General features: G+C 71.1%; 17 protein-coding genes. 13 read left to right on the top strand and 4 right to left on the bottom strand.

Annotation, left to right across the window (positions count from 1 at the left end):
• Nucleotides 1-400: 400 nt before the first annotated feature.
• Nucleotides 401-841 carry an aspartate 1-decarboxylase gene (panD, locus tag BLW85_RS33485; protein WP_074994919.1) on the bottom strand — a complete coding sequence of 147 codons (441 nt, stop codon included), beginning with the start codon at nucleotides 839-841 and terminating at the stop codon, nucleotides 401-403.
• 326 nt (nucleotides 842-1,167) lie between these two features.
• On the opposite strand from panD, the gene BLW85_RS33480 reads away from it, so the two are divergent.
• Nucleotides 1,168-2,532, top strand: a complete 1,365-nt coding sequence (locus BLW85_RS33480) for an MFS transporter (RefSeq protein WP_244174959.1) — start codon at nucleotides 1,168-1,170, stop codon at nucleotides 2,530-2,532.
• Nucleotides 2,533-2,534: 2 nt separating this feature from the next.
• Here the strand turns inward: BLW85_RS33480 and BLW85_RS33475 are convergent, their stop codons facing one another.
• Complete coding sequence (locus BLW85_RS33475; protein WP_070026104.1) at nucleotides 2,535-3,770, bottom strand: PucR family transcriptional regulator; 1,236 nt, start codon at nucleotides 3,768-3,770, stop codon at nucleotides 2,535-2,537.
• A gap of 399 nt (nucleotides 3,771-4,169) precedes the next feature.
• Here BLW85_RS33475 and BLW85_RS39600 point away from each other — a divergent pair, with 399 nt between their 5' ends.
• The 10 genes from BLW85_RS39600 (at nucleotide 4,170) to BLW85_RS33425 (ending at nucleotide 16,235) form a co-directional block, all read left to right on the top strand.
• Nucleotides 4,170-4,445 carry a cupin domain-containing protein gene (locus BLW85_RS39600; protein ID WP_074994917.1) on the top strand — a complete coding sequence of 92 codons (276 nt, stop codon included), beginning with the start codon at nucleotides 4,170-4,172 and terminating at the stop codon, nucleotides 4,443-4,445.
• A gap of 291 nt (nucleotides 4,446-4,736) precedes the next feature.
• On the top strand, nucleotides 4,737-6,272 hold the full coding sequence (locus BLW85_RS33465) for a flavin-containing monooxygenase (RefSeq protein WP_074994915.1): 1,536 nt from the start codon (nucleotides 4,737-4,739) through the stop codon (nucleotides 6,270-6,272).
• The gene (locus tag BLW85_RS33460; RefSeq protein ID WP_074996302.1) at nucleotides 6,265-7,200 is read left to right on the top strand and encodes an alpha/beta fold hydrolase; all 936 of its coding nucleotides are present in this window, start codon (nucleotides 6,265-6,267) and stop codon (nucleotides 7,198-7,200) included. The genes BLW85_RS33465 and BLW85_RS33460 overlap by 8 nt, the downstream gene beginning before the upstream one ends.
• Nucleotides 7,184-8,578: a flavin monoamine oxidase family protein gene (locus BLW85_RS33455; protein ID WP_074994912.1), complete on the top strand. Its 1,395-nt coding sequence runs from the start codon at nucleotides 7,184-7,186 to the stop codon at nucleotides 8,576-8,578. The genes BLW85_RS33460 and BLW85_RS33455 overlap by 17 nt, the downstream gene beginning before the upstream one ends.
• Entirely contained in the window at nucleotides 8,575-9,279 is a 705-nt protein-coding gene (locus BLW85_RS33450) for a transporter (RefSeq protein ID WP_070026101.1), read from the top strand. The genes BLW85_RS33455 and BLW85_RS33450 overlap by 4 nt, the downstream gene beginning before the upstream one ends.
• Before the next feature lie 28 nt (nucleotides 9,280-9,307).
• Nucleotides 9,308-10,423 (top strand): Zn-dependent alcohol dehydrogenase, encoded by a 1,116-nt coding sequence (locus BLW85_RS33445; protein WP_074994910.1) that lies wholly within the window; start codon nucleotides 9,308-9,310, stop codon nucleotides 10,421-10,423.
• A gap of 38 nt (nucleotides 10,424-10,461) precedes the next feature.
• Nucleotides 10,462-11,697, top strand: a complete 1,236-nt coding sequence (locus tag BLW85_RS33440) for an aspartate aminotransferase family protein (RefSeq protein WP_244174958.1) — start codon at nucleotides 10,462-10,464, stop codon at nucleotides 11,695-11,697.
• Between the two features lie 99 nt (nucleotides 11,698-11,796).
• On the top strand, nucleotides 11,797-13,353 hold the full coding sequence (locus BLW85_RS33435) for a long-chain-fatty-acid--CoA ligase (protein ID WP_074994905.1): 1,557 nt from the start codon (nucleotides 11,797-11,799) through the stop codon (nucleotides 13,351-13,353).
• 42 nt (nucleotides 13,354-13,395) lie between these two features.
• A complete protein-coding gene (locus BLW85_RS33430) occupies nucleotides 13,396-15,084 on the top strand; it encodes a class I adenylate-forming enzyme family protein (RefSeq protein ID WP_074994903.1) in 1,689 nt (562 codons plus the stop codon).
• Nucleotides 15,085-15,368: 284 nt separating this feature from the next.
• Complete coding sequence (locus tag BLW85_RS33425) at nucleotides 15,369-16,235, top strand: phytanoyl-CoA dioxygenase family protein (protein ID WP_074994900.1); 867 nt, start codon at nucleotides 15,369-15,371, stop codon at nucleotides 16,233-16,235.
• A gap of 12 nt (nucleotides 16,236-16,247) precedes the next feature.
• On the opposite strand, the gene BLW85_RS33420 is transcribed toward BLW85_RS33425, so the two are convergent.
• Complete coding sequence (locus BLW85_RS33420) at nucleotides 16,248-17,657, bottom strand: diacylglycerol/lipid kinase family protein (RefSeq protein WP_425275355.1); 1,410 nt, start codon at nucleotides 17,655-17,657, stop codon at nucleotides 16,248-16,250.
• A gap of 288 nt (nucleotides 17,658-17,945) precedes the next feature.
• On the opposite strand from BLW85_RS33420, the gene BLW85_RS33415 reads away from it, so the two are divergent.
• On the top strand, nucleotides 17,946-18,569 hold the full coding sequence (locus BLW85_RS33415; RefSeq protein WP_074994897.1) for a TetR/AcrR family transcriptional regulator: 624 nt from the start codon (nucleotides 17,946-17,948) through the stop codon (nucleotides 18,567-18,569).
• A gap of 49 nt (nucleotides 18,570-18,618) precedes the next feature.
• Here the strand turns inward: BLW85_RS33415 and BLW85_RS33410 are convergent, their stop codons facing one another.
• Nucleotides 18,619-21,831 carry a bifunctional cytochrome P450/NADPH--P450 reductase gene (locus tag BLW85_RS33410; protein ID WP_074994894.1) on the bottom strand — a complete coding sequence of 1,071 codons (3,213 nt, stop codon included), beginning with the start codon at nucleotides 21,829-21,831 and terminating at the stop codon, nucleotides 18,619-18,621.
• A 234-nt stretch (nucleotides 21,832-22,065) separates the two neighbouring features.
• Here BLW85_RS33410 and BLW85_RS33405 point away from each other — a divergent pair, with 234 nt between their 5' ends.
• Nucleotides 22,066-23,136: a zinc-binding dehydrogenase gene (locus BLW85_RS33405; protein WP_074994891.1), complete on the top strand. Its 1,071-nt coding sequence runs from the start codon at nucleotides 22,066-22,068 to the stop codon at nucleotides 23,134-23,136.
• Nucleotides 23,137-23,179 lie beyond the last annotated feature (43 nt).

Raw genomic sequence — 23,179 nt, 5'->3', positions numbered from 1 at the left:
CGGGCCCGGACCGGGCGGCGGTACCGGCGGCTGAGGGCCCGGTCCGGGGGGCGGCGGTGTGGGCTGGGGGCCCGGGCCAGGCGCGGGCGGCGTCGGCTGGGGGCCTGGGCCCGGCTCCGGGGGCGGGACCGGGGTGGGGTACGGATCCGGGGCCGGACCCGGCTCAGGAGTCGGGGTCGGGGTCGGCGGGTTGGGGTCGGGGTGCGGGGTTGTCATCATGTCCTCCGCGCAGTCGCTGCTGTCACTGGACGTCGCCTCTGGACTACTCCCCCGCCTACCCGATCACCGCCCGGCCACTCACCCGAGCGCGCGAGCCCCGCGGGCTCGGCCCCCTGGGCCCGGACCGACCGGCCCCGGAAACCGACACGGACCGGACCACCCGGGCCTGCACCGACCGGGCTCAGGCGGAGACGGCCCCGGTCTCCTGGGCCACCGACCGCGGGGCGCGCAACTGGTCGGAGCCGGGCACCGGCTCGGACGCGTCGGCGCCGAGCGCCACGATCCGGTTGTCACCGTCGACGTGCACGACCCGGGGCTTGAACTCCCGCGCCTCGGCATCGGTGACCTGCGCATAGCTGATGATGATCACCAGATCGCCGGGGTGTACGAGATGGGCGGCCGCCCCGTTGATCCCGATGACACCCGACCCACGCTCACCCTCGATGACGTAGGTCTCCAGCCGGGCGCCGTTGGTGATGTCGACGATGTGCACCAGCTCACCGGGCAGCAGATCCGCCGCGTCGAGCAACTCCGCGTCGATGGTCACCGATCCCACGTAGTGCAGGTCGGCCTGGGTGACGGTGGCGCGGTGGATCTTGGACTTGAACAGAGTACGCAGCACTTTGGACTCCTGTAAGACGGCTCCCTGCCTGCTTTGTGCAGGTCAAGGGCGGCCTTCACTGTACCGCCGGCACGCGCCGGCACCGGACTCGGTCGTTGTGAGGAACATCGCTCGACGCGCAGGACTCGTGCCGCCGAAACGCCGACTCGGCTGACGGGACGTCAGGGAATCGGCCCGCGTGAACACCGCCCGCGGACGCAGCCCGTGGTCTGCCCGGCTGGTGCCGAGTGCACAGGGCGACGCGAACCCGGGTGCGGTGTGTCGTACCCGGAGACGATCCGGATCGCGACAGTGGAGCACCACCGTCGACCGAGAAGGACAACGAGATGCCGGAGTTGACGACCGCTCGGCGACGAGCGCGCGGAGCCGTCGCCGTAGGTGTGGGTGCAGTCGCCACGGTCATGATCCGACGCAGCGTCCAGAGGCGCGGCGAGGCGCTTGGCCGTCGCGCGCGACTCGCCGGCGAGAACGGGAACGCACGCGTAGCCGCGACGACGACCGCGCCGCAGGTCGAGCAGCACACGACGAGCCGGTGGTCGGTCTTCCTCGCCTACGGGCTCCTGGCGGCCGCGACGCAGGCGCTCTTCGTGAACTACGCGCCCGTGACGCAGGACGCCGCGCGGCACTTCGGGGTTTCCATCGGTGCGATCGGCTGGCTGTCCCAGGTCTTCCCGCTGGTCTACGTCCTCCTCGCCGTCCCCGCCGGCATCGCGCTCGACCGGTTTCTCCGCCCGGCCCTCGTGGTCGGCGCGGTGCTCACCGCGTCAGGGGCGTTCCTGAGACTCGTCGCCGACGACTTCACCTGGGCATTCACCGGACAGGTCGTCGCCGCCGCGGGACAGCCCTTCATCCTGAACGCCATACCGGGCCTTGCCGTGGGCTACCTCGCCGAAAAGCACCGCGCCACCGGAATCGCCGCGGCGTCCTCCGCCACGTTCGCCGGCATGGTCCTGGGCTACCTGCTCGGCGCGTCCCTGCCCGGTGAGAGCCACATCCACACCCTCACCCTCGTCACCGCACTGATCGCCATGGACGCCGGGCTGTGCGTCGTCGCCGCGCTTCGCCTCCCGGCGCGGACGAGCCCCGAGTCCGCCTCCGTGACCAGTGGACTCAGGGCCTTTCGCGCGGCGTTCGGCAATCGCCGCGTCCGGCGTCTGTGCGGGGTCGTCGCCATCCCGATGGGCACGTTCATCGCACTCGCGACGTTCGTGCAACCGCTGTTGGCGCCGGCGGGAGTCCCTGAATCCACCGCCGGCCTCATCCTCGCGCTGACCATGATCGCCGGCGTGATCGGCTGCGCCGTCGTGCCCGTCTGGGCGGACCGGCGTGGCCGCGAGGTCCAGGTCATGGGCGCCGCGATCGCTTTCACCGCCGGGGCCTGCCTGCATCTCGCCCTGGTCCCGAGCACGGCCATGGCCTTCCTCACGCTCCTCGGGACAGGCTTCGTGCTGCTCCCGGCTCTTCCCATCGTGCTTTCGCTGAGCGAGCGGCACGCGCCCGAAGCCGAGAGCACGGCGGCCGGACTCGTCTGGATGGCGGGCAATCTGGGAGGCGTACTGCTGACGACGGCGGTCGGGCTCTTCGTCAGCCGCCCCGCGATCGCGTTCGGGGTCCTCGCCGCCGCCACCCTGCTCGCCCTCCCGGCACTTCGCTGGTTCAGGAAGCTCGAACACCCCGACACCCTGGGGTGAGTTCAACTCGGTCCGCTCCCCACGATGCCAGGCGCGATGTCCAACACCAGGAGGGCCGCCGCCACATGGGTCGGGTTGTCTTCGACCTTGACGGCCGAGAGTTCGTTGGCGCGCGAGACCCGCCGCTCGACGGTGTTCCGGTGCGCGTAGAGGCCGGCGGCCGCCCGGGTGGTGTTGAAGCCGCACTGCACGTAGGTGAGGAGTGCCTGGCGTAGTGCCACGTCGGCTTCGGCCAACGGACCGAGGGTGTTGACGACGAACCGACGTGCGCCGGCACGGTCCTTCGTGAGCGCGTCGATCAGCTCGACGTCGGCGTAGGCGGTGAAGCGCCGGTCGGACCCGAGCCGGGTGACCAGCGCCTGCGCCGCGAGGGCGTCCTGGTGGCTGGACCTGAACCCTTCGAGTCCGTGTCCGGGCCTTCCCACCGCCGCACGAACGTCGTGGGCCGTCGCCAGGACCTCCTCCACATGGTGGAGATCCTGGGCGTCCGGTCCTGAGAGCCAGATCCATCGCGACGTGGCACTGGCACGTGCCACCAGGATGCTCCGGCCCGCGGCAGCGGCGCGCAGCGCCGGGATCACTCCGTCCAGAGCGTCGACCTGCTCGGGAGCATCGACCCACAGCACGAGACCGGCGTGCCACCGCGCGAGCCGGTAGCGCAGGCGCCCCTCGGCGAGGTCCTCCGCCATCGGCGCCCCGCTGGCGATCAGCTGGATCAGTGCGATCGCCTCGGCACCCGCATTGCCCATCGCGGCGGCGAGGCCGGCCTCACGCAGGGCCGCGACCGAGTCGAGAGCGTACTGCGCCAGCGACTTCGCCGACACGTCCAAGACCCCCACGAGGAGGCCGGGTTCGGCGTAGTGCGCCACGCATTCCTCCAGCCACCGCCGCCAGCCGATGCCCAGTGCCACGCGCCAGGCGTCGGCGAAGTCGGGCGCGATGCCGCGGGAGACGAGATCGTTGATGTACGCCGTGGTCCGCGGGCCGACGTAGGGCTCCACCCGCCGTCCCGGATGCTGGATGTTCGCGGTCAGCCATTGGACGAGATCGGAGCGGTTGAGCTCACGATCCTCCTCGGTCAGCGATGCGTCCGCGAGGAGGGCGGGATCGTTCTGGGCCACGAGAGCGGGCCCCGCGAAGGCGTCGACCAAGGCTTCCGTCTCCGTCAGCAGGCGCTGACACAGTGACCTGATCGCGTCAGCGACCTCACGGGACGGCGGGGGCCACAGCTCTTCCATGTCTTCAAGTCTCCCTCTGGTCCCGAGGAGCCGGCGCTCCCGACTTGCCCCGTCACGGACGGGGGAAGGGCCGAGCGATGGCAGGCCGTCGGCGAAGGCGTGCCATTCCACCGGCCGACGGCGGCGAGAGGTGTCGGGCCGCTGCCACCGTGCGACAGCGGCCGAGTGTGCTGTTTGGTAGTGGTAAACGGCGGAAGGTCTACCACCCCGTCGGTTGCGCTGCAAGGGCGCGACGTTGCCGCGGCTCTGCGATGTGCTGCGGATCGGGGTCGGCGAGCTGTTCGCCCACCCGCAGGAGCAGGTGCTGGACGGCGGAAGCCGGATCGACATGGCGGGGACAGGGTCACCGAGTACCTGCTCACGCCTGCCGGCACCACGGCGTTCCAGGTCTTCCGTTCGGTGGTCGAGCCGGGCGGGGGCACGGGCGGACCGTACCGGCTCGACACCGCCACGATCTTCGCGCTGGGACTGAGCGGCTCGACCCGCCTGATCGTCGGGGGCGAGACCCGGATGCTGTCGGCCGGTGTGTCCACCTCGTTCTCCGGCCGGACGCTTCACCAGTTCGACAATCCGGGTACGACGGCGAGCGAGGTCCTGTGGGTCCTGTCGCCTCCGCTCCTCCGTGGGGTGCGAGAACCGTCCCAGGTGTGCGGCACCTGGCCGGGGCGTTGGTGACACGAGGCCGGCGCCGTGCCGCGGGTCAGCCGCGGTGCCTTTGCGCGGCAGTGGCGACGCCCGCCGGCTCACCCGTATGAACTCCCGTGCCCGCTTGGCCCGTTCAGGAGCCGGCGAGACCTCGGCCCAGGCGCCGCCCGGCTGTCGGGAACCGCCTGAGGGCCGCGCCGCCGGGCCGGCTTGTGCAACGTGCACCGGGCCCGGTGCGCAGCCGGTGCACGCTGTCGTTCCCGCCCGTGGCCGTGGCTGGCGACAGTGAGATCACCACCCCGGGAACAGCGAGGAAACACCATGACAACTGAGGTGCTTGACGCCGTCGAGGAGTTCGACGTGGTCGTCGTCGGAGCGGGGATCTCCGGAATCGGCGCGGCCAGCTATTTCAGCCGGGAGCTCCCCGACAAGTCCCTGCTCGTGCTCGAGGGCCGCGACAACATCGGTGGCACGTGGGATCTCTTCCGCTACCCGGGCATCCGCTCGGACTCGGACCTCCACACGTTCGGCTACGAGTTCAAACCGTGGCGTCACGAAGCCGCGATCGCCGATGCGCCGCTGATCCGGGACTACCTCCGCGAGACGGTCGAGGAGAACCGCCTGGAGCCCCTCATCAGGCTGCGCCACCGGGTCGTGAGGGCCGAATGGTCCTCGGACGACGCCCGGTGGACCCTCACCGTCGAGGCAGCCGACGCCACCGGCACGGGGACCGTGACCAAGACGGTCCGTGCCGGATGGGTGTTCGCCGCCACCGGCTACTACCGGTACGACGAGGGGTTCTCCCCCCGGTTCCCGGGACGCGACGACTTCCAAGGCACGGTCGTCCATCCGCAGCACTGGCCCGAGACGCTCGACCACAGCGGCAAGAAGGTCGTCGTCATCGGCAGCGGCGCGACCGCGATCACACTCGTGCCGGCCATGGCCACCGGGCCCGGCGCCGCCCGGCACGTGACGATGCTGCAACGGACCCCGACGTACGTCATGGCACTGCCGCGCGTCGACAAGGTGGCCCTGGCACTCACGAAGGTGCTCGGGGAGGAGCGCGGGTACGCCGTCACGCGGTTCAAGAACATCTGGTTGGACCGCGCCGTCGTCAAGGGGCTGCGGACGTTCCCGAAGGCCGGGCGCCGGTTGATCAGGCGCGAGAACATCAAGCGGCTTCCCAAGGGATTCGACGTCGACAAGCACTTCAACCCGCCGTACGACCCGTGGGACCAACGGCTCTGTCTGGCGCCGGACGGCGACTTCTTCGACGCGATCAAGAAGGGTTCCGCGACCGTCGTCACCGACACGATCACGCGGTTCAGCGAACGCGGCGTCGTGCTGGGCTCGGGCGAGGAGCTGGAAGCGGACATCATCGTCACCGCGACCGGGCTGAACCTGCGGCTCTTCGACGGCATGCCCATCGTCGTCGACAGCCGCGAGGTCGATGTCGCCGACGCGGTCTGCTACCGCGGGATGCTGCTGAGCGGGATCCCGAACTGGGCGATGGCGATCGGCTACACCACGTCGTCCTGGACGCTCAAGGTGAGCCTGATGTGCCGTTACTTCATCGACCTGGTCAGGCACATGGACGCCCACGGATACGACAGGGTGGTCCCGGTCGCGCAGCCCGGGATGGAGCGCAGGCCCGTCATGGACCTCAAGGCCGGCTACGCCCGGCGCGGCGAGAAGGTCCTGCCCAAGCAGGGCCTTGAGAAGCCCTGGCGGATGGCCATGTCCTACCCCGAGGACGCCAGGGCCCTGCGCGGTCCGGTGGCCGACGAGCACCTCGAGTTCGGTGCCGGCCGACCCGCCGCGCACCTGCCCGGTGGGAGGCGAGCGACCCATGCCTGAGACGAGCGGCGCGGAGGGCACCGACCAGTACGCGGCCCTGCCGAACGGGATGAGGATCTGCTACAGGGACTTCGGCGACAGGGCCGGTCCCGCCATCCTGCTCATCGCCGGACTGGGCGAGGACCTCACCTTCTGGACCGACTCGTTCTTCGGCTCGCTCGTCGCCCGCGGCTTCCGGGTCGTCGCGATCGACAACCGTGACGTCGGCCGGTCGACGTTCGTCGCCGCGCCCCCTCCCTCGCTCTGGCGTCAGATCGCCGCGCGCCCGCGCGGCGACGGGTATGCGCTGGCCGACATGGCCCAGGACGCCGTCGGCGTACTCGACTGCCTCGGGATCTCGCGAGTGCACCTGGTGGGGCGGTCGATGGGCGGGATGATCGCGCAGACGATCGCGGCAGCGGCGCCGGAACGCGTGCTGTCGCTGACCTCCCTCTACTCGACCACCGGGGCGAAGAAGGTGGGCCGGCCGGCGCTGTCGACGATCCGGCTCCTCGCCGCCCCGCCGGCGCGGACCAGAACCGCGGCGGTCCGGGCCCACCTGCGGCTCACCAGGCACATCGCGGGAACGGGCTATCCCATCGACGACGCCGCGGAGGCGGCCATCGCGGCTCGCGGCTGGGATCGCAGCGCCGGTGACCCGGCGGCCGGCACGGCGCGCCAGATCCAGGCGATCCAGCGTTCCGGCGACCGGACGGCCCAGCTGGGCGACATCACGGCCCCGACGCTGGTGATCAACGGCGACCGGGACCTGCTGGTCGACCCGAGCGGCGGCGAAGCGACGGTGAAGGCGATCCGCTCCGCCCGGCACGTGGTCGTTCCCGGCATGGGCCACCACATCCCCGAGGCCCTCGTCGGCCCCATCACCCAGTACATCTCCCAGCACGCGGACCGCGTGGGCGAAGGAGGAAACCATGCCGGGATCTCGTGAGTCCGGCTCCCGGGACGGCACGGTCGACGTCGTGGTCGTCGGTGCCGGCTTCGCCGGTCTGAGCGCTGCCGAGCGGCTGGCGGGCAACGGGCGGTCCGTCCTGGTCGTGGAAGGCCGCGACCGGGTCGGAGGACGGTCGCTCTCCGGCGAGGTGGCCGGCGTGCGGGTCGACCTCGGGGCGACGTGGGTGGCACGCCGTCACACGGCCGTCCGGGACCTCGCGAGCCGAATGGGGTGTACCACGACCGGCCAGTTCGACCAGGGTCGCAACGTGCTGTGGATGGCAGGCCGGCGCCGCACCTACAGCGGCACCATTCCCAAGGTCTCCCCCGCGGCCCTAATGGACATGGCCCGCGTGCAGTCGGCGGTGAACAAGCTGGTCGCGACCGTCGACGTGGACGCCGCGTGGGAGTCGCCCGAGGCCGGCCGGCTCGACGCGGTCTCGTTCGGCGAGTGGCTCGACCGGAAGAACGCGCTGCCCGGCACTCGTGCGCTGATGACCGTCGTCAGCAAGGTGCAGTGGGGCTGCACCCCGTCGGACGTCTCCCTGCTGCACGCGCTGCGCTACATCCGTGCGGCGGGCGGAATCGATCACATGCTGGACGTCGAGGGCGGCCAGCAGCAGGACCGGCTCGTCGAGACCACCCAGGAGATCGCCAAGCGGGTGGCGGAGAAGCTGGGCGACCGCGTGCGCCTGGGGACACCGGTGCGCCGCGTCACGCAGGACGACAATGGCGTCACCGTCCACACCGACTCCGGCCAGGTCCACGCCAGGTACGGGATCGTCACGGCCGCGCCGGCGCACCGCGCCGCCATCGAGTTCGATCCCGCGCTGCCCGAGCAGGCCCAGGGGCTCACGCGGACCTGGCGCATGGGCGCGCTGAGCAAGGCCTTCGCGGCCTACGACGTGCCGTTCTGGCGGGCCGCCGGGCTCTCCGGTGAGGCGGTGACCGACACCGGAACCGTGTTCATCACCTTCGACGTGTCACCCGCCCCCAGCGGGCCGGGCGTGCTGATGGCCTTCTGCGACCCGCGCGTCTTCGACGGTTTCAGCCCCGAGGCCCGCCGCGACCGGGTCGTCCGGCAGCTCGTCGACCTCTACGGTCCGCAGGCCCGCAACCCCATCGACTACGTGGACCACTGCTGGGGCTTGGAACCGTTCGCGCCGGGCGGCCCGAACCCTGCCGTCGCTCCCTACGCGACCACGAGCTACGGCAAGGCGCTGACCGAGCCCCACGGGCGCATCCACTGGGCCGGTACCGAGGCCGCCGGCGAATGGGCCGGCACGATGAACGGCGCGGTCCTGACGGGCCAGCGCGCCGCCGAGCGTGTCATCTCCCTCCTGTCCCACGACGTGCGAGAGGGGGTGCCGCGGTGAAGGAGACGCTGTTCCTGCTGGCCGACCTGTGGATGATCTTCGCCGGGTACTTCTACGGATGGACGTTCATCCGCCGGTACGGCAACTACCTCCTCGGTCTGGAGTGGATGGTCGTCGCGACGTCGGGCAGCAACTTCCTGCTCTGGTCGCTGCTCGGAGCCGACAGCGGCAGCGTCCTGTACGACGTGGCGTACTTCTTCGACGCGTTCTCCAGGTCGGTCGGCATCACGGTCATCCTGGTCATGGGCTTGATGAAGGTCACCCATCGCTACAAGCCGAGCCTCGCAGTCGACGTCGGCGTCTTCGCGGTCGCGGTCGTGGCCGGCCTGTTCCTCCGGCACTTCCACGGCGCGGACCTCCACACCGACCGCGCCGCGTACTCGGTCGCCGTGTTCTACGTCGTCGTCAATCTCCTCACGGCGGTGTTCGTCGGGTACTTCGTCAAGCGGCTCTGGGAGGCGGGCGCGAGGTGGCCGGGGATCTGGACGGCACTGGTCACGGCCGCCGGCACCACCATCGCGATCATCTACGACTTCTTCCCCCTGCCGTTCGACGACGCGAACCGCACGGTCTTCTACACCGCCGCGCTGGCCACCTGGGGCACCCAGGGATTCGTCTACTTCCGTGCCTACCGCGCGCTGCACCACCACAACGCGGCCTTGGACGCCAGGCCTGCCGAGGCAACGGGGGCCATCGCGTGAACCACAGTGCGGACAGAAGGAAGCCTTCATGACCATCGAATTCGACGCCGCTGTCTTCAGGACGGCGAACGAACCGCTGACCATCGAGAAAGTGACCCTCCCCTCGACGCCTCCGCCCGGCGAGGTGCTCGTGCGGCTCAAGGCAAGCGGGGTGTGCCACAGCGACCTTCACGTGCTCGCAGGCGAATGGGAGGTGCCTTCGCCGATGATCCTCGGCCATGAGGGGGCCGGGATCGTCGAGAGTGTCGGCGAAGGCGTCACGACGCTGAAGCAGGGCGATCACGTCGTGCTGTCCTGGACGCCCTCGTGCCGCCGCTGCCGCTATTGCGTCGGTGGCAGGCCGGTCTTGTGTGACATGGTCAGCCGGCACTCGGCGAATCACCTGTCGTTCGACGGCCGGCCTCGGATCACGTCCGTGGGCGAGGGCGACGTCTACAGCTTCGCGGGCCTCGGAACGTTCGGCCAGTACACCCTTGTGCCCGAATCGGGCGCGATCGCCATCCGGCGCGACGCCCCGTTCGAACAGTCGGCTCTGGTCGGTTGCGCCGTCACGACCGGCGTCGGCGCGGCCGTCAACACCGCCAAGGTGCGTCCGAGCGACACCGTGCTGGTCCTCGGCTGCGGCGGCGTCGGCCTGAACGCGGTTCAGGGCGCCCGGCTCGCCGGCGCGCGGAAGATCATCGCCGCGGACATCTCCGACGAGAAGCTCCGGCAGGCACGCGTCTTCGGTGCGACGGAGCTGATCAACAACGGCCGCGAGGATCTCGCCGGCAGGGTGCACCAGCTCACCGGCGGACGCGGGGTGGAGATCGCCATCGAGGCCATCGGGCTGCCACGCACCATCGAGTCGGCCTACGGAGTCCTGGCCCGGGGCGGCACGGCGGTGGTCGCCGGGCAGGTGGCGGACGGCATGCGGATCTCCATCGACCCCTTCGTCATGTCCGACCAGGAGCTGTCCCTCATCGGCTCGAACTACGGCTCCAGCAAGCCGGATTGCGACTTCCCCCTGCTGATCGACCACTACATGGACAACCGCATCGACCTCGACTCCCTCGTGACGCGCGTGATCGATCTGAAGGACGTCAACGAGGCGTTCGACCAGATGCGGCGCGGCATCGGCATCCGCTCGGTGATCACGTACTGAAAGGCAGTGGCAAGCGCATGGCCCTGGAATCATCACGCTTGGCGTTCGAGCGAACCGGGCGCAGCGTCGGCGGCGGTGTGGGGTCGGGCCTGCGCGCCGCGATGCCTCCCCACCCGCTCTTCGTACAGGAGGCACGGGGCGCGTACGTCTGGGACCTGGACGGCGACCGGTACATCGACTACGTGATGGCCTGGGGCCCGCTCGTCCTCGGTCACGGTGATGCGCGCGTGCTGTCCGCGGTGTCCGAGGTCGCGAAGAAGATGCAGGTCGTCGGCACGGGCCACCCGCTCGAATATCTCGCGGCGGAAGCGGTCCTCGAAGCCGTGCCGCACGGCGAGCGACTGCTGTGGAGCAACACGGGGACCGAGGCGGTGCAGGTCGCGCTGCGCCTCGCGCGAGCCGCCACCGGGCGCCGCCGTGTCCTCAAGTTCGCCAGGAGCTACCACGGCTGGCACGACACCGTGTACGCCGGGATGTCCGAGGACGACTGCGACCGCCCCGCGGCCCCCGGCGGACGAGGGCAGTCGACCAGCGTGCTGGACGACCTGGTCGTGGCGCGCTTCAACGACGTACAGCTGGCCGAGCGCCTGCTGAGCGAGTCCGTGGAGCGTGACATCGCGGCCGTGCTCGTCGACCCGGTCATGAGCAACGCCGGCGTCGAGGCACCCGCACCGCGATTCCTGTCGACGCTGCGCACCCTCTGCGACCGGCACGGTGTCGTCCTCGTCTTCGACGAGGTGATCGCCGGGTTCCGGATCGCCCGGGGCGGGGCGGCCGAGAAGTACGGCGTGCTGCCCGACCTGTCCGTCTTCGGGAAGGCGATGGCCGGCGGTTTCACCCAGAGCGCCGTCGTCGGCCGGGCGGAGCTGGTCGACCAGGTGACGGCCGGTGTCGTCCACGCCGGAACCTTCAACGCCAACCCGATCGCACTGGCCGCCGTCGCGGCGACGATGCGCGCCCTGGCCGATCCCGCGGTCTACGAGCTGCTCGAACAGACCTCGTGCGAGTTCGAGGCCCTCGTCGGTGGCGCTCTCGGTCCCTCTGCTGACTTCGGTCGCTTCAACCGCGTCGGCTCGCTCCTCCAGTACGTCCCTCCCGGCGGGGCCACCAGGCTCCACGGAACCGGCGGGCTCTGGACCGTGATCCTCGAAGGGATGCTGCGTCAGGGCTTCCTGTTCATGCCGTCCGGCAAGGTCTTCGTCAGCACCGCACACACCACCGCCGACATCGAGGCGACGGCCGAGGCCCTCGACCGGCTGCTGCGGAGGTGGTGACGCCCGGATCGGGCCCCTCCGTTCGCCCCACCCGCCCCGGGCCGGGCCGTGTGTCACAAGTTCCGCGGCCCGGCCCGGTCCACCCTCCCGGAAGACACCATGCTGAACCTCTCCGTCCTGCTCGAGGACTCCGCTCGTACGTACCCGGACCGGGACGCGGTGGTCCTCGGCCCGGCGCGCCTCACCTACGCCCAGGTCGACGCGGCCGCCAACCGGGTCGCCAACCTCCTGGCCGACCGCGGCGTCCGGCCCGGCGACAAGGTCGCGCTCAGTTGTCCGAACCTGCCCTGGTTCCCGATCGTCTACTACGGGATCCTCAAGGCCGGCGCCGTCGTCGTACCGCTCAACATCCTGCTCAAGGGCCGGGAGATCGCCTACCACCTGGCCGACTCGGGGGCGAAGGCGTACTTCTGCTTCGAGGGAGACGCGGGTCTGCCGATGGGCGCGCAGGGACACGCCGGGTTCACCGAGGCCGCGGGCTGCGAGCACTTCTTCCTCATCACCGCCGATCCCGGCGCGGACAGCCCGATCGGGGGCGTCGAGACCCTGGGCGCCGCGCTGCGCGGCACGGCGACGACGTTCGACACCATCGGGACCACGGGGGACGACCCGGCCGTGCTGCTCTACACGAGTGGTACGACAGGACAGGCGAAGGGCGCCGAACTCAGCCACGCCAACCTCGTTCTCAACGCCCTCGCCTGCAACCGGCTGTTGGACAACCAGCCCGCCTCGGACACCCACCTGCTCGTGCTGCCGCTGTTCCACTCCTTCGGCGCGACCGTGCAGATGAACGCCGGCTTCTCGACGGCGAGCACACTGGTGCTGATGCCACGCTTCGACGCCCGGCAGGCGGTGTCCCTGATGCAGCGGGAGGACATCACCTTCTTCGCCGGCGTCCCCACCATGTGGTGGGGCCTGTTGCGGGCGCTCACCGACGAGGTCGACGTCGAGCGGATCGCACGGAACCTGCGCGTGGGCGTCTCCGGCGGGGCCTCGCTCCCCGCCGAGATCATCAAGCAGGTCAGGGAGCGGCTGGGCGTCCGGGTCCTGGAGGGCTACGGGCTCTCCGAGACCTCGCCGGTGGTGACCTTCAGCGATCCGGCGCAAAAGCCCCGGCCCGGTTCCATCGGCCTGCCGGTCTGGGGCGTGGAGCTCAAGCTCGTCGACTCGGACTGGTCCGAGGTCGAGGACGACGGCACGGGAAGCGCCATCGGGGAGATCGCGGTCAGGGGCCACAACGTGATGAAGGGCTACCACGGCCGCCCCGAGGCCACCGCCGAAGCGATCAGGGACGGCTGGTTCCGCACCGGCGACCTCGCCCGCAGGGACAAGGACGGCTTCTACTACATCGTCGACCGGGCGAAGGACCTGATCATCCGCGGCGGCTTCAACGTGTACCCGCGCGAGATCGAGGAGGTCCTGATGACGCACCCGGCGATCAGCCTGGCGGCGGTCGTCGGCGTGCCGCACGAGAGCCACGGCGAGGAGATCAAGGCGTTCGTCATCCTCGACCGCGGCGCCGACGTCAGTCCCGACGAGCTGATCGCCTGGGGCAAGGAGCAGATGGCCGGGCACAAATACCCGCGCATCGTGGAAATCGTCGAGACGCTGCCGATGACGTCCACCGGAAAGATCCTCAAGCGCGAACTCGTGTGACCGGCATGACAAGCGCGGTGACACGGGTGGGAAGGACGGCGGATGGCTGTGGACGAGGGCCGGCGGAGGGACACGTTCCCCGATGGGGCCGGCTCGGGGACGGATGCGGTTCCCGGCTCGCTGGTGGCCGCCTGGAAGGCACGCGTGGCGAAGAACCCGGAGGGGACGGCGCTCCGCTACTTCGACGGCGCCCTGTCCGCGCGGGAGGTGGACGCGGCGTCGGACGCCCTGGCCGCCGCGTTCGAGGCCCGCGGGACCGGGCGGGGTGATCGCGTCGGCGTGTACCTGCAGAACATCCCGCAGTACGCGCTGGTGCTGCTGGCCCTGTGGAAGCTGGGGGCCACGGCACTGGGGCTCAATCCGATGTACCGGCGCCGGGAGCTGCGCCGGATCATCGACGACTCCGGCGCGGTCGGGGTCGTCTGCGCGGACGCGGACGTCCACGAGACGCTCGGCACGCTGGCGGGGAGCACGGTCCGGTGGCTGATCAGCACGTCACCGCTGGACTACCAATCCCGCGACGATCCGCGGGTCTTCGCGACGACGCGACGCCACGCCCCGGCACCGGACGGCGATCTGGTGGCGCTGATCGGTGAGTTCACGGGCCGCGGCCCCTCGCCCGTACAGCCGACCTGCGACGACGTCGCGTTCCTGACCTACACCTCCGGCACGACGGGGCCGCCGAAGGGCGCCATGAACACCCACGGCAACGTGCTGAGCGTGGTGTCGGCCTACGCGTCCTGGACCGGTCTGAGCGACGGGGACGTCGTACTCGCCATCGCCCCGCTGTTCCACATCACCGGCGCGGTGGTCAACGCGACGGTCTCCCTGCTCACCGACACCACGCTCGTCCTCACGGGCCGGTTCCACCCCGAGGTCGTGCTGGAGGCCTTCGCCGAGCACGGCGTGACCTGCACCATCGGCTCCATCACGGCGTACAACGCGATCTGCGAACTGCCGCAGGCCGGTCCGCGGCACTTCGCGTCGGTGAAGGCGTTGTACTCCGGAGGCGCGCCGATCCCGCCGGCCGCCGTCGAGCGGTTCCTGGAGCGGTTCGGCGTCTACCTCCACAACGGCTACGGGATGACCGAGACGACGTCCGCCGTCATCGCCGTGCCTCCGGGGGACCGGGCGCCCGTCCATCCGCCGAGCGGGACGCTGTCCATCGGCAAACCCCTGCCGCACCTCACCGCGCGCGTCGTCGACCCGGACGGCAACCCGCTGCCGAGCGGGGCGCAGGGCGAACTCGAGCTGAGCGGACCGCAGGTGGTGCCCGGGTACTGGGGCAAGCCCGAGGCCACCCGCCGGACGATGCCGGAGGGCCGGCTTCGTACCGGCGACGTCGCCGTCATCGACGAGCAGGGCTGGGTCTACCTGGTGGACCGGCTCAAGGACCAGATCAACGTGTCCGGTTACAAGGTATGGCCGCGCGAGGTGGAGGACGCGCTGTACGAGCATCCGTCCGTGCTGGAGGCCGCGGTCGTCGGGCAGCCGGACGCGTACCGCGGCGAGACCGTCGTCGCCTACGTCTCGCTCAAGGCGGGCCGGACCGCCACGGCGGAGGAGCTGATCGCCTTCTCCCGTGAGCGGCTGGCCGCCTACAAGTGCCCCCGCCTGGTCCGTTTCCTCGCCGACCTGCCCAAGACGCAGAGCGGCAAGATCCGGCGCGCCGAACTCCGCGGCGGCATCGACGGCACCGGGCCGCACTCGCCCGGGGACGGGACGCGGTGAACCACCCGGTCGCCGGTTCCGGTGCCGGAGCGGGCCGGGCGACACGCCGGCCTGACGGCGGCCACTCACCGCTGCCCGGTACCGGGCTCCTGTGCATCGTGCACCGGACCCGGGCGAAGCAGGTGCTCGCTGTCGTTCTCGCCGGCGGTCGTGGCTGACGAGAGTGACGCCACACACCACAGGAACAGCGGGGAGACGACGCGCGGTCGACCGCGAGAGCCGGCACTCCGGCGGTCGGTCGGGTGAGCGGTGACCCGGAGTTCACGTTGAGGGAGAGAATCCGCATGACAGCACAGCAGCAGCCCCAGACCCTGTCGTCGGTGACGGCTGACACGCCGACGGAAGAGGTCCTCGAACTCCTCAGCCGCGACGGAGGCGTCATCGTCAGGAACTTCCTGACGGCGGATCAGATGAACCGCTTCAACACCGAGATCGAGCCGCCGCTGAGGGCGCTTCGCCCGGGCTCGACCCACGAGGACGAAATGGTGGCCGCCTTCCACGGCAGCAACACCAAGCGACTCACGAACCTGGTCACGCACAGCGCCACGTTCCGCAACGAGATCCTCGAACACCCGCTGGTCCACGAGATCTGCGACCGGATCTTCCTCCCGGAGTCGGGCACGTACTGGATGACCACCGCCCAGGTGATCGAGATCGGCCCCCACAGCCAGGCGCAGATGCTGCACCGGGACCTGGAGAACTGGTTCCCGTTCATCGGCATGGGGCCCGACGGTCCGGAGGTCACCCTCAACTTCCTCATCGCCCTGACCGACTTCACGGAGGAGAACGGCGCCACCCGAGTCATCCCCGGGAGCAACCACTGGAGCGACTTCGAGGACCGCGGGACTCCCGAGCAGACCGTCCCCGCGGTCATGAACGCCGGAGACGCCCTGCTGTTCAGCGGCAAGACCGCGCACGGTGGTGGCGCCAACCGGACCGGCGACGAGTACCGGCGGGCCGTGGCCTTCGCCCTCAACCCGGGCTACCTCACCGGTGAGGAGGCGTACCCCTTCCTGGTGGACATGGAGGTCGCCAGGACGCTCTCGCCGCGCGTCCAGCGCATGCTCGGGTTCCGCTCCCAGTACCCGACCGGCTCTCCTGGCCTGTGGCAGGTCGACTACGCCGACCTGGGCGACTACCTCGGCCTCTGAGCGCCGGCCCGATCAGCTCACGCGCCCCGGCCGGCGCCGTGTGCCGGTCAAAGGGACGGTCCGGCGGTGAGGTACGGCCTCGCCCGGCGCCGTGTGCTCGGCACGACCGCACGCGAGGGCGAGCAGTCGCCGCCAGTCGACCGGAGGCGCCGCCGGCGGTACGCCGGGGCGGTCGCGTGGCAGCAGCACCCGTAGCGCGCGGGGCCGTACCGAGCACACGACCGGTGTGCGCAGCCATAGCGCCTCCCCGTCCACCGCCACCGGGATCCGCTCCTCCTCGCCGCCCGCCGCCACCGGGATCCGCTCCTCCTCCCCGCCCGCCGTCGCCGGGAGCCGCGGTTCCCCGGCCGTCACCTCGACCCGCCGCGCGGTCGTCACGGTGAGCCCCGGCGCCTGTGCGCCCCGCAGCGCCAGCTCCGCCGCCTGCGCCGCGTTCTCCACCCTGATCCCGATCACACCCAGCTCACCGTCGTCGAGCACGGGCCGGCGCCCGCCGCCGCCCAGCTCGTCGGGCGAGACGTACGGGTTGTTGCTGATCAACAACGCCTGCTGGTCCGCGACCCGGGTGTCGTCCACCCGCGCGTCGAGCCGTCGCGCCCCCTCGCGGGCCAGGAGGTCCGGCATCAGCCTCAGGGCGGTGCCCGTCTTGTCGTCGCGGTACTCGGGGCTCTGGACGATGTCCGCGTACACGCCGAAGGACACCGTGTTGACGAAGGGACGGCCGCAGACGTCGCCGAGGTCGACCCGGATCTCCTCGCCGTCGGCCAGGGCGTCGAGACAGCGGGACGGGTCGGTGCGGTCGAGGCCGAGGTCCATGGCGAAGTGGTTGCGGGTGCCCGCGGAGATCACGAGGAACGGCAGTCCGTGTTCGGCGGCGACGGCCGCGACCAGGGCCTGAGTACCGTCACCGCCGGCGACACCGAGCAGGTCGGCACCGTCTTCCACGGCGTCACGGGCCAGTTCGCCCACGTCGGCCGGGGCCGACGGGTCCAGGAGGATCACCCGCGCGCCCAGTCGCCGCGCCCGCTCCACGAGGCCGAAGCGGGCGACCTTGCCACCGCCCGACTTCGGGTTCATGATCAGCACCGCCCGCTTCGGCCGACGTGCGCGGACGGGCCGCTGCGACCGAGGCGGCCGCGCCCGGTGCAGCGCCGCCCGGCCGCAGGTCACCGCCGCCGCCCAGCACAGGCTGGAGATCAACGCGATCAGCCACAGACCGCTTCGGGCGTAGAACACCAGCACGCCGACCGGCGCCGCGACGGCCACGAAGGCGCCCAGCAGCCGCATCAGGCCGCGCCGGGCCACGAACCACCAGAGGCCGGCCGCGCAGACCACCAGCCCGAGGATTCCGGCCGCGACCACGAGCAGTCCGCCCCCGCCCAGCGCGAGCAGCAGCACCACCACGGCGGCGGTCGCCGCCACCACGGCGCACCGTGCGAGCAGCCGGGCGGCCGGCCCGGTCCGCGACGCTGCTCCTCGTGTCCTGTCTATGACCGTCTCCTGAAGGGGTGTTGTTCCCGTCCTGCCTCACCAGCCTGGCGCAGCGCCCCTGGCCGCATGCGCCGCAAACGCCCGTACGGGTGAGCCGGCCGGTCGAGCGCGTCGGTTCCCGGACCCCGGCGGTCCGCCGGGGAAGCCCCCGCGGCGCGGTCGAGCGGGATACCGCCACGAACGACTTGGTCCATTGACTAAGTCGGTATAGTCGAACGTATGGCTCATGTCTCCGCGGCCGAGCGCCGACCCCAGCTGATCAAGGCGGCCATCGCCCTCATGACGAGGGAGGGCGTGACCGCGGGCAGTACGCGTGCCATCGCCGCGGAGCTGGGTGTCGCCCAGGCGACGGTCCACTACACGTTCGGCACCAAGGAGGATCTCTACCGGGCGGTCATGGAACAGCTCACCGGGGACCTGATCGCGCGGGTCACGCGGGCCGCTCCGCAGGACGCGGGCTTCGAGGAGACGATCGCCGCGATGGCCGGCGCCCTGTGGCGCACGGGCGAGGAGGAGTCGAGCGGATACCGGCTGCTGACGGAGCTGGCCATGCTGGCCCTGCGCACCCCTGGTCTCGTCGAAGCCCGTACGGCCCACTACCAGCAGGTCAACGAGGTCACGGAGCGCATCTTCGCCGAGACCGCGGCCCGCACCGGTTACGTCCTCGCCCAGCCCGCGGGCCTGATCGCCCGGTTCTTCCTCTCCGGCTTCGACGGCCTGACGATGCAGCGTCTCTACACCCCGGGAGAGCCCGCGGACGACACCGGCCTGCGGGCCTTGATCGCCGCGACCGTCGCACTGGCCGGTGGCAGGCTCGAACTCGCGGACGTCCGGACCGGCTGACGGCCACGGGCGTCCGCGCGTCCGTGGCCGTGGCTCCCCGAGGATCTGGTCAGCCGGCCCAGACGTCCTCCACATAGCGACCGGACTCGACGAGGCCGATCAGCCAGCCCGCCGCCGCCCCCGCGTCCGCGCCCGTCCGCTCGCGGTAGATCGCCATGAACGCCTCGCGCACCGCGGGCGCCATCCGCCGCCCGTCGCCGCAGATGTAGACCTTGCCGCCGGCCTCCAACACGGCCCAGACCTCGTCGGCTTCCCGGGCGATGCGCTCCTGGACGAAGCGGGCACCGTCGACGGGCGCGTGCATGAAGGTGGGACGCATGCTGACGGCTCCGGCCGCCTCGGCCAGCTCGAACTCCTCGCGGTGGAGGTAGTCGACGGCGGGGTGGTCGCAGCCGAAGTAGCAGAGCAGGGTGCCGGTGGACCCGGTGTGGTGCCGGTCGAGGACCGCGCCGCGGAAGGGCGCGAGGCCGGTGCCCGCGCTGACCAGGATCACCGGGACGGACGGGTCCTCGGGGAGGCGGAAGGAGTCGCTGCACGGCAGCACCCTGGCCTGGACGACGTCGCCGGCCTGCACGGTCTGGACGTAGTGCGAGGCGATGCCGCGGAAGGTGCCCTCGCCGCAGCGGTGGGGCGCCGCGAGGAGCGACACCATCAGGTCCACCTCGCCGGGCGACGCCTGGGCGGAGGAGGAGATGGAGTAGTGACGGGGCCGGAGGACCGGCAGCAGTTCCAGGAACTGTTCGAAGGGCAGCTCGCAGGCACGGTACTGCTCCAGGAGGTCCAGGAGGCTGCGCCCCCGTGAGGTCACCTGCTCGCGGAAGTCCTCGGGCTCGGCGGCGGCGAGGGCGGCCAGGGGCTGCTTCTCGGGCGGGCAGGCGGTGTACTCGGCGAGTACGGCCACCTGCTCGGGGGTGGCGGCGTCCTGGAGCTCCACGAAGTCGCCGAGGAGGCGGCGCAGGGTCAGCGGCCGGTCGACGGGCAGGGCACTCCGGCTGCGGCGGCGGGCGCGCAGGCGGACCGTGCGGTCCAGGTCGAGTCCGAAGCGGGCGGCGACCCGCTGGACGAGTGCCTCCGGGTTGCTCGGCAGGATCGCGAGGTGGTCGGCCGTGCGGTAGGTGACGCCCTCGGGCAGGCGAAGACGCAGGAAGCGCTTGGAGCGGCCGAGTTCGTGGTCCGTGTCGACGAGTTCGCGGGCGTCGAGGACCTCCATGGGCTGGAGACCGTGTCGGGCGGCGAGGCCGCCGATGACCGAGTCGGTGGCGTCCTCCAGTTCGTAGAGGCCCTGGCCCTCCTCGGGCTCCGCGGCCACGGTGGCGTCGGCCGTGGCGTCGCCGTACCGCTCCAGGAGAGCGGTCCACAGGTCGGCGGTCCAGCGGTCGACCGCGCCGGCGAAGTCACCGGAGGCGTCCGCCGCGCCGCGGGCGAGGAGGGGTACGGCTCCGGCCGCCGTGAGGCGTTCGTCGATCAGAGTGGGGATCCGCTGGTAGGTGGCGGCCCAGTTGCGGTCGCCGACGCCGAGCACGGCGTACGGGAGGCCGGTGAGCGAGCCGGGCTCGAGATCTTCCAGCCAGGCGACGAATTCGGCGGCGTCGTCGGTGGGCCGGCCGTTGTAGGAGGCAGCCACGATCACCAGTGGGCCGGCGGAGGGGTCCAGCTTCCCGGTGGCGTGGTCGAGGGGGGCCACGGAAGGGGCGAACCCGTGTTCCTCGCCTGCGTCCGACACGTCGCGGGCGATGCCGGCGCAGGTGCCGAGGTTGGAGCCGTGCAGCAGGGTGAGCGCCGTGCCGGATGCCCGCCGGACCGTGCCCGCGCTCGGTGCCGCTGTCGTCCCGCCCGCCGTCACGGCGGCCCGGCGGCGGTCCTGGGTGGTGCGCCGGGCGAGCTTGAGCGTGAAGTCGTCGGGCTTGAGGGTGAGTGTCTGCTTGATCGACAGCTGGTAGTCGGTGTGGTCGATCAGCCGGTAGCGGTGGACGAGGAGACCCAGCAGGAGCGTGGCCTCGTGCAGGGCGAACTGGCGTCCGATGCAAGCACGTTCGCCGTTGCCGAACGGCTTGAACAGGTGGACGGAACGCTTCTCCTCCTGCTCCTGGGTGAAGCGCTCGGGGTCGAACAGCTCGACGTTCTCGCCCCAGGCGGGGTCGCGGTGCAGAGCCGGGGTGAGGACCATCAGCGTCTCGCCCTTGCGGACGCCGTACTTGCCGCCGATGACCGTGTCCTGAAGGGGCTCCACCGCGAAGGCGGGGGCGGTCGGCCACAGCCGGAGGCTCTCGTTGAGCACCTGCCGTATGTAGGTGAGCTTGCCGATGTCACCGTAGTCCGGGTCGGGCGCCTCCGCGTCGCCCCACAGGGCGTCGACCTCGGCCTGCGCCCGCGCGAGGACTTCCGGGTGCTTGGTCAGGTAGTACAGGGCGAAGGACAGGGCACCGCTGGTCGTCTCGTGCCCGGCGATGAGGAACGTGATGACCTGGTTGCGGATGTTGACGTCGTCCAGCGGCCGGCCCGTGCGCGCGTCCGGGGTGTGCAGCATCCTGCCGAGCAGATCCCGGGTGCCGGTGTCGCCGGACTGCCTGCGCTGCCGGATGACCTCGTCGACGAGGTTCGTCATGAGCTTGACGTCCTGGCGGAACTGCTCGGACCGCTTGGGCCGGAACAGCTCCGAGCCGGGGATGGACTCCCCCTTCGCCTGGGTGAACGCCAGGGCTCGCGTCATGGCCTCCACGAACGGGTGGGGGTCGTCCTGGCGGAACGACTCGAAGTCGTAGTCGAAGCCGCACAGACCGATGGTGTCGAAGGTCAGCCGGGTCATGTCCCCGGGGACGTCCACGGCACGCCGGCCCGCAGCCTGGTCCCATTTGCCGATCAGGGAGCGGGCGACCCGCAGCATCGTCGCGTGGTAGTCGCGCATCGCGCCCAGTGAGAACGCCGGCATGAGGATGTCATGTGCCTTCCGCCAGTTCGCCTCGTGGTTGAAGGCGGTGAACAGGCCGTCCCCGGCGAACTGGCGGATGTCGACCAGCTCGGGGTGCACGTTCTTGCGGAAGCGGGACTCGTCGGCCAGTTCCGTCACGAGGTCCAGGCCGCCCACGATCACCAACTCGGTCCCGAAGGCGCGAACCCGGTAGACCGGCCCGAGTTCCTTGACCTCTTTCATCATGTGGACGGTCGCGGCGAAGCCCTTCGGCAGCGAGAGGGCATGGCCGACCAAGGGCAGGGCCGGGCGCTCGGGCACCGGCTGGGCCGTGAGGACGGACGGCTGGGTCATGAGCGTGCCTTTCGTTTCCGCATCAATCGGTGCCACCAACGTACAAGTGACTTTGTCACTCGACAAAATCGTCTGATTGTGTTGAATGACACGGTCGTCTGACAGAACTGAAAGGGGCCCTCGAACGTCTCGCCCCGACTCGCTTGACGGCGAGTTGATCGAACGACAAGGTGGGGCGACAAGGTCGGTCGACAATCTTGACCGCCCCTTCCCACACGAATCGAGGTTCACGTCATGAGCACGAGCACGATGCTCGCCGGACGGCTTCACCTGGACACCCTCACCTTCGCGGTCGAAGAGGTCCCGATACCGGTCCCCGGCCCCGGAGAGGTCCTGGTCGAGGTACGCGCCGCCGGGGTCTGCCTGTCCGACGTACACCTGATCGACGGCAGCATCAGCCCGTTCTTCCCCGTCGACGTCGTACGGGAGAGCGGCGCCGTCACCCTCGGCCACGAGGTCGCCGGCGTCGTCCACACCCTCGGCCCCGACGTCCGAGGCGCCTGGACACCCGGTCAGCCGGTCGTCCTCCAGGCCGGGCAGGCGTGCGGGGAGTGCGAGGACTGCGTACGGCGCCGCAGCACCTGCCGGCGACCGCTGACCCGCGGCGTCGACTACGACGGCGGCTGGGCCCAGTACACCCTCGCCCGCGAGGACACCCTCGTCCCGCTCCCGGACCACCTGCCCTTCGACCAGGCCGCGATCATCCCCGACGCCGTCTCCACCCCCTACGCCGCCATCGTCGAGGCGGGCGCCGTCCGACCGGCCCAGGCGGTCGGCATCTGGGGCGCCGGCGGCCTCGGCGCCCACGGCGTCCGGCTCGCACGCCTGGCCGGCGCGGCTCCGGTCATCGCGGTCGACCCGCTGCCCACCGCACGCGAACGCGCCCTCGCCTTCGGCGCCGACCTCGCACTCGACCCGGCGGCACCCGACTTCGCCCAGGCCATCGCGGAGGCCACCGCCGGGCAGGGCATCCACGCCGCGTTCGACTTCGCCGGCGTCGCCGCCGCCCGCGCCCAGGCCACCGCCTCACTCGGCCCCGGAGGCGTCCTCGTCCTCGTCGGCCTCACCCCCGAGCCCCTCACCGTGACCGACAGCCTGGACCTCTGCTTCCAGACCCAGCAGATTCTCGGCCACTACGGCTCCGGCGACGACCACGTGGAACAGCTCATCCGTCTGGCATCCGCCGGGCGCCTCGACCTGACGCCCTCCGTCACCGCCCACATCCCCTTGTCCGAGGCGGCCGACGCCGTCGCCCGCCTGGAGCAGAAGATCGGCGACCCGATCCGGCTGGTCCTCACCCCCTGAGGCCCCGCCGCCCACGTCGCGTGATTCCCCCTCCGAACGACGA

Source organism: Streptomyces misionensis, from assembly GCF_900104815.1.
Classification (GTDB): Bacteria; Actinomycetota; Actinomycetes; order Streptomycetales; family Streptomycetaceae; genus Streptomyces; species Streptomyces misionensis.
Note: the sequence above shows the minus strand (reverse complement) of the source record. Positions and strands in the feature narration are given on the sequence as shown.

Bases quoted from the DNA above. Each gene is read 5' to 3' on its own strand.
- BLW85_RS33475 (WP_070026104.1), bottom strand. From the start codon at position 3,770: ATGGAAGAGCTGTGGCCCCCGCCGTCCCGTGAGGTCGCTGACGCGATC.
- BLW85_RS33455 (WP_074994912.1), top strand. From the start codon at position 7,184: ATGCCGGGATCTCGTGAGTCCGGCTCCCGGGACGGCACGGTCGACGTC.
- BLW85_RS33425 (WP_074994900.1), top strand. From the start codon at position 15,369: ATGACAGCACAGCAGCAGCCCCAGACCCTGTCGTCGGTGACGGCTGAC.
- BLW85_RS33430 (WP_074994903.1), top strand. From the start codon at position 13,396: ATGGCTGTGGACGAGGGCCGGCGGAGGGACACGTTCCCCGATGGGGCC.
- BLW85_RS33465 (WP_074994915.1), top strand. From the start codon at position 4,737: ATGACAACTGAGGTGCTTGACGCCGTCGAGGAGTTCGACGTGGTCGTC.
- BLW85_RS33445 (WP_074994910.1), top strand. From the start codon at position 9,308: ATGACCATCGAATTCGACGCCGCTGTCTTCAGGACGGCGAACGAACCG.
- BLW85_RS33410 (WP_074994894.1), bottom strand. From the start codon at position 21,831: ATGACCCAGCCGTCCGTCCTCACGGCCCAGCCGGTGCCCGAGCGCCCG.
- BLW85_RS33460 (WP_074996302.1), top strand. From the start codon at position 6,265: ATGCCTGAGACGAGCGGCGCGGAGGGCACCGACCAGTACGCGGCCCTG.
- BLW85_RS33415 (WP_074994897.1), top strand. From the start codon at position 17,946: ATGGCTCATGTCTCCGCGGCCGAGCGCCGACCCCAGCTGATCAAGGCG.
- BLW85_RS33480 (WP_244174959.1), top strand. From the start codon at position 1,168: ATGCCGGAGTTGACGACCGCTCGGCGACGAGCGCGCGGAGCCGTCGCC.
- BLW85_RS33405 (WP_074994891.1), top strand. From the start codon at position 22,066: ATGAGCACGAGCACGATGCTCGCCGGACGGCTTCACCTGGACACCCTC.
- BLW85_RS33435 (WP_074994905.1), top strand. From the start codon at position 11,797: ATGCTGAACCTCTCCGTCCTGCTCGAGGACTCCGCTCGTACGTACCCG.